Origin of the sequence: Streptomyces sp. NPDC046925 (genome assembly GCF_040644915.1) — a bacterium.
GTDB lineage: Bacteria > Actinomycetota > Actinomycetes > Streptomycetales > Streptomycetaceae > Streptomyces.
In genome coordinates this window covers 223,946-236,852 of record NZ_JBEYWZ010000002.1, presented here as the reverse complement: position 1 = coordinate 236,852, position 12,907 = coordinate 223,946, and the positions used below count along the sequence as shown (strand labels likewise).

The window sequence follows — 12,907 nt, the reverse complement described above, 5'->3', positions numbered from 1 at the left end:
CCCGGGCGACCTGCGCCCGCCCGCGCGCGACGACACCCTTCCAAGGAGCACGAGCACATGAGTGAGCAGCACGACCTCCGGATCAGCGGCGGGCGCGTGATGTCCACCTTCACCGGTGAGGAGTTCGCCGCGGACGTCCTGGTGCGCGGCGACCAGATCACCGCGGTGCTCCCGCCCGGCACCCCGGCCACCGCCCATCAGGAGATCGACGCGAGGGGCATGCTGATCGCCCCCGGCTTCGTGGACGCCCACATGCACATCGAGAGCGCGTTCCTGACGCCCCAGGAGTTCGCCGCCGTGACGCTGGCCCGCGGCACGACCACCGTCCTCGCCGACCCGCACGAGATCGTCAACGTCGCGGGCCGGGACGCCATGCGCTGGATGATCGACGCGGGCCGGCAGAGCGCCCAGACCCAGCTGTGGGGCGTTCCCTCCTGCGTGCCCGCCCTGGAGGGCCTGGAGCACGCCGGTGCCGCCCTGTCCGCCGACGACATCGCCGAGATGCTGCGGTGGCCGGGCGTCATCGCCCTGGGCGAGGTCATGGACTACCGCGCAGTCGTCGCCGGTGACCGCCGTATGCACGAGATCACCGCGGTGGCCCGGGCGCAGGAGGCGATCCTCGACGGCCACTGCCCCAACCTGACCGGCGCGGAACTGAGCGCCTACCTGGCCACCGGGGTGGACTCCGACCACACCAAGAACCGCACCGAGGTGGTCCTGGAAAAGGCACGCCTGGGCATGACGATGATGCTCCAGGAGAAGTGCCTCACCCCCGAGGTGGCCGCAGCCCTGCTGTCCCTGCCCCAGCTCCCGCCGCTGTGCCTGGTCACCGACGACCTCGCGGCCGACCACATCGTCGAGCGCGGCCACTTGGACCACATCGCGCGCGTCGCCGTGGCCGCCGGGTTCCCGCCCCACGCCGTCCTCAAGGCCCTGACCTGGACGCCGGCCCAGCGCCTGCGCCTGTACGACCGCGGCGTCGTCTCCCCGGGCAAGCGCGCCGACCTCGTCCTGCTGCGCGGAGACCTCGCCTCCTTCGAGCCCGCACTGGTGCTGGCAGGGGGCCGCGTAGTGGGCCGCGACGGCGCCCCCGTCCAGGACGACCCCGCCCCGGAAACCCTGGCCGTACCGCCCCTGGACAGCCGCGTGGACGTGGAAGCCCAGGACGAGGACGGTTTTCGCTGGCGCGTGGACCTGCCCGACGGCACGCACCGCTTCCGCGCGATGCGCGTCAACCCGCGCGACACCTACACCGAGGCGACCGAGGTGGAACTCCCGGTCGAGGGCGGCGAGGTGCACTGGGAGGGACACACCACCCTGGTGCGCGTACGCAACCGCTACGGACGCCCCGGCACGGTCTTCGCCCCGCTGCTCGGCCGCGATCTGGGCGAGGGTGCCGTGGCGTCGACGTACGCCCACGACAGCCACAACCTCCTGACCATCGGCACCTCCCGTGCGGCGATGGCCGCGGCCGCCGCGACCGTCGTCGCCGACGGGGGAGGGGTGGCCGTCGTCCGCGGCGCCCGGGGCGCGACGGTGGCGGCACGCATGCCGCTGCCCGTGGGCGGCGTCCTGTCCGCCCGCCCGGCCCGCGACGTCGCCGACCAGGCCGCCGCGGTGCGCACGGCGCTGGAAACCTGGGGCTGGAACCACCTCAACCCGTTCATGAGCGTGTCGACCCTGACCCTGGCCGTCTCACCCGCCCTCAAGATCACCGACCGGTCGCTGGTGGACGTGGCACGCCGGGAACCGGTGACCGCGACGCTCACCGATTGACGGAAAAGGCGACGGCGACGGCCGCGCACCCCGGCGGCTCAGGGGCGCCCCGGGGTGCGCGCGTCGTCCTCGCGCAGCTGTCCCTTGATGACCTTTCCTCCGGCGTTGCGGGGGAGTTCGGCGACCAGCCGCAGATCCTTGGGCATCTTGAAGGAGGCGAGCTTCCCGCCGAGGAAGTCGGTCAGCTGCGGCAGCGACAGCTCGCCCTGCGCCACCGGCGTGACGACGGCGACCGGCACCTGGCCCCAGCGCTCGTCGGGCCTGCCGATCACCGCGACTTCACGGACCGCGGGGTGTTCGGCGATGACGTTCTCCAGCTCGGCGCAGTAGATGTTCTCGCCGCCGCTGATGATCATGTCTTTGGCGCGGTCGACGACCCAGACGAATCCCTCCGGGTCCTGCCTGACGAGATCTCCGGAGTGGAACCACCCGCCGTGGAAGGCCGCCGCGGTCTCCCGGGGCTTGTTCCAGTAGCCCCGCGTCACGGTCGGCCCGCGATAGACGATCTCGCCGACCTCGCCGGGCGGGACGTCGTTCATGGCGGCGTCCACGATGCGGTACTGCAGGGTCGGGATCGGCCGGCCGACCGAGCCGAGCTTGCGCAGGGCGTCCGCGCCGCGCAGGACGCAGGTGATCGGTGAGGTCTCGGTCTGGCCGAAGACCGCGACGTTGAGGGCCCGGGGAAAGCAGGCGTCCATGGCGCGCAGGGTGGCATCGCTGGCGGGGGCGGCTCCCCAGCTGATGACGCGCAGCTTGAGGTCGCGCTTGTCGATGCCGGGCTGGGCGCAGATGAGCTCCCACTGCTGCGGCACGTTGAAGACGATCGTGGCGCCCTCGCGTTCGTAGGCATCCAGTACGGCGCCGGGGTCGAAGGCTCCCAGCGGGTGGATCACTGTGGTGCTGCCGACCAGGAAGTTCGCGACGATCGAACCCAGGCCCGCTATGTGGAAGAACGGCGCGGTCAGGAAGCCGACGTCGGAGTCGTCGAAGATGTCCATCGCCCGGATGCAGGTGATCGCCTGTATCTGCATATTGCGGTGGGAGAGCATGACCCCCTTCGGCCGACCGGTGGTCCCCGAGGTGTACATGATCAGCGCGGTCGACTCCTCGCTGACGTCGGGCAGTTCGATCGGCTCGTACGCCGAGAGGAACTCCTCGTAGGAGGCGGGCTTTTCGGTTCCGGCCGCATCTGCTGTGCCGTCGCCCGGCTCGCCGATCACGATGACCGTGCCGATCGACGCGGCGCCGGGCACGGACCGCAGCAGCGGCAGCAGCTTTGCGTCGACGACGATCGCCGCGGGAGTGCAGTCGGTCAGGATGTAGTCGAGTTCCCGGGGCGCCAGCCGGAAGCTGAGGGGCACCGCCATGGCCCCCAGGCTGTTCGCCGCGAACAGGCTCTCCACGAACCAGGGATGGTTCAGCGTCAGCAGGGCCACGCGGTCACCGGCGGCGACCCCGCGCTCGGACAGCGCGGCGGCCAGTTGGAGCGAGCGGCGCGACAACTGGGCCCAGGTCGTGGTCTTGCCGAGGTGACGCAGGGCGGGCTTGTCGGGCCGCATCAGGGCGTGGGTGGCCGCATGTGCCATCCAGTGGTGGCGGAAAGACCATGCGGGAGCCGTATCGACGGACATGCCACTCCTCGGGTTCCGGACGGGCGTGGGAGGGGACGGCCGCCATTATGCCCGCGATGCGGCCGCTCAAGAAGGTTTTTGTTAATGGAAAATCACATCGCGTCGCAGGGGGGCCGCGGCAGGCAGCAGGGGTAGCGCTGTGGCTTCTGGCCGTGCGGCGTCTTGTGATTCACTGACGCTCATGGCCCTGTCTCCCCGCTTCTGCGCCCGCCGGTGAACGCCGAACCGATCGCGGCCGTGCGACCGCGCAACCGCAGGCAGCTCATCGTCGAGGCGGCCGGCCGGGTGTTCAGCGAGCGCGGCTATCACGCGGCGTCCATGGAGGACATCGCCGCCGCGGTGAGCATCAGCGCGGCGGCCCTGTACCGGCATTTCCCCAACAAGTACGCCCTGTTCGCCGAGTGCGCCAACGTCATGGTCGACCGGCTCGTCGCCGTGCTCGACGAGGTGGCATCCGACGCCGGCCCCGCGGACGTGCTGGGCGCCGTGACCCGGGTCGCGGTCAGCCACCGGGCCTCGGGCGGCCTCTACCGCTGGGAGGCCCGCTACCTCGAGCACGAGGACCGCCGCCTCCTGCGGGCGAAGTTCGCCCGCGTCGTGGCACGGGTCGGCGAGGCCGTGCGGGCCGACTGCCCCTCGCCCCGGGCGGACCTGTGCGCCGCGGCGTCCCTGGGCGCGATCGGGTCGATCACGACCCATCACGTCTCCATCGCCCAGCGCAGGGCCGAAGACGTGCTGCTGGCCTCCGCCCTGCGCGTGGCGGCGACCGACCCGGCGACGGCGGCCGGCCGGGCGCGCCTGGTCGAACTGCCCGCCCAGCCGGTGCCGCGCACCCGGCGCGCGGAGATCCTCGCCGCCGCGATCCCGCTGTTCGCGCGGGACGGCTTCGCCAAGGTGACCAACGGGCGGATCGCGGAGGCCGTCGGCCTGGTCCCCTCCGCCATCTACCGCCACTACCCCAACAAGGTGGACATCCTGGCGGCGGCCTGCCTGCAGGCCGCCGGACTGCTCGCCCAGGCCGTCGACCGCAACCTCCACGAAGTGAGCGACCCGCACGACGCCGTGGTCGCACTGGCGGCGACCTACGTGGCCTACAGCTTCGAGCACACCGCGCTCACCAGCGTCGCCGAGGCCGAAGTCATCGGCCTTCCCGCCGATCTGCAGCAGCCCCTGATCCGCGCGCAGCGCGACCACATCGCCATATGGGAACAGCAACTGCGCCTGGCGCGCCCCGAGGTGGACCCGCGGCAGGCGCGCGTCCTGGTGCACGCGGGGTTCGGCGTCGTGGTCGAGGCCGGTCGCCGACTGCGCTGGCAGGACACCCCCGAGCACCGCAGCGCCGTCACCGCCCTGGTCGTGGCCGCCCTGGGGCTTGGCTGACCACGCTCGGCGCGGACGGGCCCGTTTGCTCAGGCGCCGGGCCGGTTCGCGGTGGGCAGCGTGATGGGGGTCTGGGTGGGCGAGGTGCCGTTGTTGAGGAACAGCATGGCGATGCCCCGTACGACCTGGTCGAACAGGTAGAGGCCGTCCGGCACGACGGGTGAGAGCCCTTCGCGGAAGCGGACATACGTCGGCCAGGCGGCCTTGATCAGGGTCCGTGAGATCCGGTCGTGGGGCAGGTCGAGCCAGTCGGCGTAGGTGTCGCCGATCAGATAGCGGACGAACTCGTTGACGAACCCGGTGGTCAGGCCCAGCGTGGGGTCCTCGACGTACCCGAGCAGCGTTTTGGCCAGGCTGATGCCCTCAAGTGTGGGGGCGACCTTGGGCCACAGCATCTGATCGGCCTGTGCCTGCGCGTCCGCCCAGGTGGCGGGGATGAACTGGTGCTGCACGCCGAGCAGATGGAGGGCGACCTGCCAGGCGTGCAGGTCGGCTTCCTGCTCGCGGGCGGAGAGCTTGATGCCCCACTTCTTCAGGTTGTTCTGGGCGACGGTGGCCACGGAATGGAAGGTGACCAGGATGTCGCCGTTGCTGATCGGCTTGGGCTGGTCCGCGCTTTCCATGAAGCGCTTGGAGGTCACCAGCAGGCTGCGGACCGTCGAGTGCACCAGGCGCGTCTTGTTGGCCGACACGAGGAAGTGCCCCGAGGGCTGCCAGGCGGTCGGGCTGTGCAGGTCGTAGCCGAAGGTGAAGGTCTTGGCCGCGCGTTCCTTCATGTCGGCGCCGCCGGCCGACCAGTAGACCGCCCGGGCTTCCCGCGGGATCACGGTGCTCAGAATCCCGCTGCCCAGGCTCTCGGAGACGAACAGGTAGCTGTTCAGGCGCTTGTAGAGCTTCTCGGACGCGGTCAGCAGGGCCGGGTCGGCCCAGGACGGCAGCTGGTTGACCTGCTTGAGGTAGTCCGTGAGGTAGCCCGGCATCCCTGACGGCTGGGGGTCGCTGTTGTCGACCCACGCCTCCCAGGCCTTGTTGACGGCCGGGATCGAACCGTCGGCGAGGAGCCGGGCCGCCACGTCGTCCGCGTCCGGGTCCCAGACCGTGAACGGGTCGGTGACCGAGTCGGTCCCGGCGATCGAGCCCCTGGACGACCAGGACCAGGCACCGGGTGCACTCGTCACGCTCGCGAGTCCCAGCACGGCACCGATCGACAGTGCGCGCCTTCTGGTGAGATTTTCCATTTACTTATCCGCCTTCCATGGGTGCGCCGATTCGCCGTGCCTGCAAGCCTGCGATGGAGACTCCGGACCGGTTGCGAGCTTGTTCCTCGCTGTGATTTCGGATTAACATAATGATGCGTTAGGTCAACGGCAAGACCTCTGCACGGCCCAGAAACCGCCCCCGTCGCCCCCGCGGCGCGCGGCAACTCCGTGACCGGGCGAAAGCGCCGCCGCAGCCGACCCGCATCCGTCCGGCACCCCGAGGAGCCCCATGAACACGGAGCAGGACCAGACCGAAGCGCCTCCACCAGCCCCGTCACCGGCGGCCGACTCACGACCCGTCTGGGTGTCCGACGACCTGCTCGACCAGTGGCGTGGGTGGGTCCATCGCGACCGGACCAGCCAAGAGCCGGACGCACCCGAGCCGGTGACCGCGCTCGCGCCCTGGGACCTGACGCCGATCCCGCCCGTCCCCGCCTGCACCCCCGAGGACGTCGTATCCGCGGCCACCGCCGCGCGGACCGCCCAGCGGGAGTGGGCGCGCACACCGCTCGCGCGCCGGGCCAGGAGCGTCCTCGCCTTCCACGACCTGCTCATCGAGCGGCAGGACCAGGTGCTCGACCTCCTCCAGTGGGAGACGGGCAAGGCCCGCTACCACGCCTGGCAGGAGGTGGCGCAGGTCGCGGCCATCGCCAGGCACTACGCGCGCCGCACCGCCCGCTACCTCACCCCCCGCCGCGTACGCGGCATGGTCCCCGGCCTGACCAAGGTCAAGGAGGTGAGGGTGCCCAAGGGCGTCGTCGGCATCATCTCCCCGTGGAACTACCCCCTTTACCTGGGCGTCGGCGACGTACTCCCGGCTCTCCTGGCGGGCAACGCCATCGTCTCCAAGGCGGACTCCCAGGCCGCACTGACCCTGCTGTGGACGCGGGCGCTGCTGCACGAGGCGGGCCTGCCCGCCGACCTGTGGCAGATCGTCGTCGGTGACGGGCCCGTCGTGGGCCCTGCCGTGACCGACGCCGTCGACTTCGTCTGCTTCACCGGCTCGACCGCCACCGGACGCGGCGTCGCCGAGCGCGCCGCGCGACGGCTGGTGGGCGCCTCGCTCGAACTCGGCGGCAAGAACCCGCTGATCGTCCGCGAGGACGCCGACATCACCGCCGCGGCGGCCGGCACCGTCGTGGCCGCCTTCGCCAACACCGGCCAGATGTGCATCCACATCGAACGCGTCTACGTACACGAGAAGATCTACGACACCTTCCGCGACCACCTTGTGCGCGCGACGCGGGCGCTGCGCCTCGGACGGTCCTACGACTACACGGCCGACCTCGGCCCGCTCGTCTCACCGGCGCAGCTCGCCGCGGTCCGCGCCCACGTCGACGACGCCCTGGCCAAGGGCGCGAAGGCGCTGACCGGCGGCCGGACCAGGCCCGACATCGGCCCGCTGTTCTACGAACCCACCATCCTCGAAGGCGTCACCGCCGACATGGACGCCTGCGCGAGCGAAACCTTCGGCCCGGTCCTCGCGCTGTACCCCTACGCCACCGACGACGAGGCCCTGGACCTGGCCAACCAAGGGACCTACGGCCTGTCGGCCTCCATCTGGTCCACGGACACCCGCGAGGCCACCCGCATGGCCGGGCTCATCCGCGCCGGATCGGTCAACATCAACGACGGAGCCGCCGCCGCGGCCGGCAGCATCGAAGCCGGCATGGGAGGCACCGGCGACAGCGGTCTCGGCCGCCGCCACGGAGCCGAAGGCATCCGCAAGTACACCGAGAGCCGGACCATCGCCGTGCAACGCCTCATGCCACTGGGCCCCTCACCCAAACAACCGGTGGAAAGCTTCGTCGCCCGCACCAACAGCCAACTGTCCCTGCTGCGCCGGCTGCGTGTCCGATGACCGACACCATGCCTCCCGTACGCGAGCGCTGGCAGGCCCTGCGGACAGCGGCGGGCCCGGTCGACCCGGCCGAGCTCGATGCCCTGTGGGCCGACCTCGAAGCCGTCGACGCCTCGTCAATTCTGGGCTCCTGGAAGGGCTTTGCCTTCTCCACCGGCCATCCCGTCGAGCAGATGCTGGCCCGAAGTCACTGGCACGGCAAGCGGTTCATCGCCCTGGACGATGCCAAACCGCTCATCTGCCGGGCCCGGGACGGCAGCCTCTACTCCGACACCACCTCGGGCCACGGCGAGGCCAGCCTCTGGAACATCGAGTTCCGGGGCGAGGTGACCGCCACGATGGTCTACGACGGCATGCCGGTGTTCGACCACTTCAAGCGAGTGGACGAGACCACCCTCATGGGCGTCATGAACGGCAAGGCCAGCACGGTTTCCGCCGGCGGGCACCTCTTCTACTTCGCTCTGGAGAAGGAGTGAGAATCTCCGCGCTGCTCGCGCGCGGCACCACGGCCGGCGCACTCGTCGACGCCGACCTGGACGACCCCCGCCCCGACGAGGTGATCGTGCGGATCGAGGCAGTCGGGGTGTGCCACACCGACCTGCTGACCCGCAGGAAACTCGGCACGCAGCCTGCCGTCCTCGGCCACGAGGGCTGCGGCCTCGTCGAACACCTGGGGCCGGCCGTCGACGGGCTCACCCCCGGGGACCGGGTCGTGATCTCCTTCGCCTCGTGCGGAGGATGCGCCCAGTGCCGGGCCGGCCTCCCCGGGTACTGTGCCTGGGCGGCCGCGCTCAACGGCTCGGGACGGCGGCTCGACGGGTCGCCGACCCTGCGTGTGGGGGACGAGCCGGTCTTCGGGGCGTTCTTCGGCCAGTCGTCCTTCGCCACCGCCGCACTGGCCGACGCCCGCTCCTGCATCCCCGTCGGCGACATGCCACCGGAAGTCGCCGCACCCTTGGGCTGCGGATTCCTGACCGGCGCGGGCGCGGTGCTCAACGTCCTCCGCCCCCGTCACGGCGATCGCCTGCTGGTCGTCGGCGCCGGTGGCGTGGGCGCCGTCGCGGCCCTGACGGCCCTCTCCGAGGGTGTCGAGGTCGTCGTGGCGGAGCCCGTCGCGGCACGCCGCGTACTCCCCGCCCAGTACGGCGCCACGACCGTGGCCTCACTGGACGAACCGATGCCGTCGGTCACCCACGCCCTGGACACCACCGGCCGGCCCGAGTCGATCGCCCGCGCGCTCACCCTGCTCCAGCCACGCGGCATCCTCGCCCTTGTCGGACTCGGACCTGCCCAAACCGCTCTCGACGTACGAAAGTTGATGCTGCGCGGGCTGCAGGTGCGCGGCTGCGTCGAGGGCGATGCCGACCCCTCGCTCCTCATCCCGGAGCTGATCCGCCGCTTCCGCCGCGGCCTGTTGCCCCTCGACCGCCTGGTGACCACCTACGCCCTGGCCGACTTCGACCGGGCGGTGGCCGACCAGCGCGCCGGCCGGACGCTGAAACCGGTCCTCCTGCCCGGAACCTGACCACCCGCACCCCCTTCCCCCTCCGATCATGATCTGGAACAGGAGTCCTGATGGCCGATGTGATCTCCGCCGACCGGGCGCTGTACGACGACGAGCACGAACTCCTGCGGGAGACCGCCCGCGCCTTCGCCGACAAGCACGCCGAGCCGCACGCCGAGCAGTGGCGGACCGAGGGCAAGGTCGACCGCGAACTCTTCCGCGAAGCCGCCCGCGCGGGCATCCTCGGCTTCAACATCCCCGAGGAGTACGGCGGCGGCGGGGTCAGCGACTACCGCTTCAACGCGGTCATCGGCGAAGAGTTCTCCCGCCATCCCGCCTCGGACGGACTCGCCTCACTGACGCTGTCCAACGACATCGTCGTGCCCTACTTCACCGACCTGACCGACGACCGGCAAAAGGCCCGCTGGCTGCCGGGAATCGCCGCCGGAGAGCTCGTCGTCGCCGTCGCGATGACGGAACCCGGAACCGGCAGCGATCTGGCAGGCATCGCCACCACCGCCGTCCGCGACGGCGACGACTACGTGGTCAACGGCAGCAAGGTCTTCATCTCCAACGGCCAGAACGCCGACCTGATCGTCACCGCCGTACGCACCGGACCCGACCGCCACGGCGGCATCAGCCTGCTGGTCATCGAGGCGGACCGCCCCGGCTTCGCCCGCGGACGCAACCTGGAGAAAGTCGGCCTGCACGCCCAGGACACCAGCGAGCTGTTCTTCCAGGACGTGCGGGTACCGGCGGCCAACCTGCTCGGCAAGGAGGGAACAGGCTTCACCTCCCTGATGCGCAACCTGCCCCAGGAGCGGATCTCGATAGCCGCCAACGCCGTGGCATCCATCGAGGGCGTACTGGAACGCACCCTGGAGTACGTCCGCGAACGCAAGGCATTCGGCCGGCCGATCGGCACCTTCCAGAACACCCGCTTCGAACTCGCCGACATGGTGACCACCGCCAGGGTCGGCCGCGCCTACCTGGACGATCTGCTCGCCCGGCACTCCCGCGGCCAACTGAGCGCGGTGGACGCCGCATCGGCGAAGTTCTGGGCCACCGAACGCTACGTAGAGATCGTCGGCCGCTGCTTCCAATTGCACGGCGCCTACGGCTACATGCTCGAATACCGCATCGCCCACGACTACCTGGACTCGCGCATCACCACCATCTACGGCGGCACCACCGAGATCATGAAGGAGATCGTGGGCCGGGACCTGGGCTTGTAGAGGCTGCGTCACCAGTACTGCGCGAGCACGCCTTCCTTGAAGGGAGCAGGCGAAACGGCGAGATCACCCGCGAAGGGATGGTCCAGCGTCAAACACAGCAGCAGACTCACGCCGATCAGCGCGGCGACCGACATGACGAACATCAGATTCGCGCGCAGACTCCTGATCCCGTACAGCAAGGTCAGGGGGAGCATGACGAGCGCGCCGCCGTAGACGAGGATGTTCAGGAGCGAGGGAAGGGACTGCTCCGCGTCGGAGAGGCGAGTGCGGCGTGCGCCCGCGATCTCGCCCAGCGTCGAGACGGACTGCTGGTAGTAGGTCTTCTCGGCCTCGGTCCGCGGCTCGTAGTCCTGGAACACCTTGTACAGCGCGACCACTTCGGGGTTGGTGACGCTGGGGTCGGGCCGTCCGGCGCGCATCAGCGGCCACTGCTCGTTGACGACGACACGGACGTACGCCCCGACGGCGTTCGTCACCCGGCGCTCCTGCCCGGTCGGGAAGGCAGGGGCGTCACGCACTACCTCGGCGGTCTGGCTGGCCTCGAGCGCGACATTGGTCTCCGCCTCGTTGAGGCCCTCCCACTCGGCGACCACGACGAAGGCCAGGATGATCCCGTAGATCGCGGCGTACATGCCGAGCACGACGCCGATCATCTCGTTGTGCGTGCCGTCCGCGTGGCGAGGAGATCTGCGCCGCAGCACCAGCAGACCGGCCACGGCAGCCAGTACGGCGCCGCCACCGAGCAGCGCGGCGAGCGCGAGAGTGCTGAAGTTGTTGAGCAGCCAGATACCCACGGCCTCATAACGTCGCGCACCGGCTCGGGTTACTCCTCGCCTGCGGCGTCGCAGGGCGCCCGGTCGTGCGGTGCCGGGTCAGCCGAGGTCGTCCTCGGGGTGGGCCGGCTTCTGCAGTCCCCAGTACTCGCCCGAGCAGCCCGAGGGCAGGGGCGGGAAGCGGTGGGTTTTCACGTCGGTGCTCCAGTGGTGCTCTCCGCCGCAGTCACATTCGTAGATCCCGCTGGCGGGCACGATCTCTCCGGGGTGCCATGACACCTTCTCCTCGCTCATTGCTCCTTTCTACGACAGCGCCGCGCACTCGGCGACCGGGCCGCCTGCCCGCGTGGAGCCCGGACTGCCTGCCCGCGTGGCCCGGAGCCGCCTCACCCCAGCAGCCGCAGCACCGCCTCCTCGACGGGTCCCTGGGTCGCCGGACGGCCGAACGTGGCGCCGTCGCCCAGCCGGTCCAGATCCTCGGCGATCGTGCGGCCCTCGCAGAAGAGTTCGATGACCCGAGGATTGATGTACGAGGCGCGGCACACCGCGGGCGTATTGCCGAGGTACTGACTGACCTCGCGGGTGGCCCGCGTGACGGCGCGTGTGCGTGCGGACTTGGATTCGTCGGTGACCAGCGCCGACACCGCGAGGGCGACCGCCGCCAGGACAGTGGCGTGCCAGACACGGAAGTCTTTCGCGGTGATGTCCATGCCCGCACGGTCACGCAGGTAGTCGTTGAGCTCGGCGGCGTGCAGTTCGTGCCAGCTTCGGCTCTGCCAGTAGGCGAACAGGCGCGGGTCCGTGCCGCCACGGCGCAGCAGGGCATGCAGAACCTTGTAGGCGGGGGGATCGACGAGCGCACGGGTCTGTGTCTTGGAGCCCTTGGCCGGATAGGTGAGGCAGACCTCGCCGCGCCGGCAGGAAGCATGTTCTCGCAGGAGGGTGGTCAGCCCGTAGGTGCCGTTGTCCCGCTGGTAGGACTCGTTGCCGATGCGGAAGAAGCCCAGGTCGAGCAGGCGGACGGCGCAGGCGAGGACGCGGTCGTGGCTGAGGCCGCGGCGGCCGAGGTCTTCCGTCACCCGGGCGCGCACCTCGGGCAGGGCGGCGGCGACCTCCAGGACATGCCCGTGCTTGGCCGTCTCCTGCCGCTCACGGAAGTGCGGGTGATACAGATACTGGCGCCGTCCCGCCTTGTCGGTGCCGACGGCCTGCAGATGCCCGTTGGGCCAGGGACAGATCCAGACGTCCTGCCAGGCCGGCGGGATGGCGAGCCCCCGCAGGCGCTGCTTCTCCGCGGGGTCCGTGACGGGGCGGCCCTCGGCATCCTTGAAGCGGAATCCCCGCCCCGACCGGACGCGACTGATTCCGGGCCCGTCGACATCACTCGTCCGCAGCCGTCGCTTCTCAGGCATGTCACCCGCTTCGTGGTCCGGGGCCGGGCATGGCAAGGTCCGGGGAGGGGAGCCCGGTGCATGCCCGCCGGGGAGA

General features: G+C 70.6%; 11 protein-coding genes. 6 read left to right on the top strand and 5 right to left on the bottom strand.

Annotated elements, in window-relative coordinates; all coding sequences use genetic code 11:
- The first annotated feature begins 57 nt into the window (after window positions 1–57).
- Window positions 58–1,776: an adenine deaminase C-terminal domain-containing protein gene (locus ABZ906_RS07425; RefSeq protein ID WP_361378643.1), complete on the top strand. Its 1,719-nt coding sequence runs from the start codon at window positions 58–60 to the stop codon at window positions 1,774–1,776.
- Window positions 1,777–1,814: 38 nt separating this feature from the next.
- On the opposite strand, the gene ABZ906_RS07420 is transcribed toward ABZ906_RS07425, so the two are convergent.
- A complete protein-coding gene (locus tag ABZ906_RS07420; protein WP_361378640.1) occupies window positions 1,815–3,407 on the bottom strand; it encodes a long-chain-fatty-acid--CoA ligase in 1,593 nt (530 codons plus the stop codon).
- A 213-nt stretch (window positions 3,408–3,620) separates the two neighbouring features.
- Here ABZ906_RS07420 and ABZ906_RS07415 point away from each other — a divergent pair, with 213 nt between their 5' ends.
- Entirely contained in the window at window positions 3,621–4,787 is a 1,167-nt protein-coding gene (locus tag ABZ906_RS07415) for a TetR/AcrR family transcriptional regulator (RefSeq protein WP_361378637.1), read from the top strand.
- Window positions 4,788–4,816: 29 nt separating this feature from the next.
- Here the strand turns inward: ABZ906_RS07415 and ABZ906_RS07410 are convergent, their stop codons facing one another.
- Window positions 4,817–6,025, bottom strand: coding sequence for an oxygenase MpaB family protein (locus tag ABZ906_RS07410; RefSeq protein ID WP_361378634.1), 1,209 nt, complete (start codon window positions 6,023–6,025; stop codon window positions 4,817–4,819).
- 250 nt (window positions 6,026–6,275) lie between these two features.
- Between ABZ906_RS07410 and ABZ906_RS07405 the strand changes: the two genes are divergently transcribed.
- The 4 genes from ABZ906_RS07405 to ABZ906_RS07390 are packed head-to-tail and all read left to right on the top strand — an operon-like array spanning window position 6,276 to window position 10,646.
- Window positions 6,276–7,907, top strand: coding sequence for a succinic semialdehyde dehydrogenase (locus ABZ906_RS07405; protein ID WP_361378631.1), 1,632 nt, complete (start codon window positions 6,276–6,278; stop codon window positions 7,905–7,907).
- Window positions 7,904–8,383 (top strand): DUF4334 domain-containing protein, encoded by a 480-nt coding sequence (locus tag ABZ906_RS07400; RefSeq protein WP_361378628.1) that lies wholly within the window; start codon window positions 7,904–7,906, stop codon window positions 8,381–8,383. Before ABZ906_RS07405 ends, ABZ906_RS07400 begins: the two co-directional genes overlap by 4 nt.
- The gene (locus ABZ906_RS07395; protein WP_361378625.1) at window positions 8,380–9,432 is read left to right on the top strand and encodes an alcohol dehydrogenase catalytic domain-containing protein; all 1,053 of its coding nucleotides are present in this window, start codon (window positions 8,380–8,382) and stop codon (window positions 9,430–9,432) included. Before ABZ906_RS07400 ends, ABZ906_RS07395 begins: the two co-directional genes overlap by 4 nt.
- 50 nt (window positions 9,433–9,482) lie before the next feature.
- Complete coding sequence (locus ABZ906_RS07390; protein WP_361378622.1) at window positions 9,483–10,646, top strand: acyl-CoA dehydrogenase family protein; 1,164 nt, start codon at window positions 9,483–9,485, stop codon at window positions 10,644–10,646.
- Between the two features lie 8 nt (window positions 10,647–10,654).
- Here ABZ906_RS07390 and ABZ906_RS07385 read toward each other — a convergent pair whose 3' ends face one another.
- The 3 genes from ABZ906_RS07385 to ABZ906_RS07375 form a co-directional block, all read right to left on the bottom strand.
- Window positions 10,655–11,440 (bottom strand): DUF4239 domain-containing protein, encoded by a 786-nt coding sequence (locus tag ABZ906_RS07385; RefSeq protein ID WP_361378619.1) that lies wholly within the window; start codon window positions 11,438–11,440, stop codon window positions 10,655–10,657.
- A 78-nt stretch (window positions 11,441–11,518) separates the two neighbouring features.
- The gene (locus ABZ906_RS07380; RefSeq protein ID WP_361196351.1) at window positions 11,519–11,713 is read right to left on the bottom strand and encodes a hypothetical protein; all 195 of its coding nucleotides are present in this window, start codon (window positions 11,711–11,713) and stop codon (window positions 11,519–11,521) included.
- Window positions 11,714–11,805: 92 nt separating this feature from the next.
- Window positions 11,806–12,831: a DNA topoisomerase IB gene (locus ABZ906_RS07375; protein WP_361378616.1), complete on the bottom strand. Its 1,026-nt coding sequence runs from the start codon at window positions 12,829–12,831 to the stop codon at window positions 11,806–11,808.
- Window positions 12,832–12,907 lie beyond the last annotated feature (76 nt).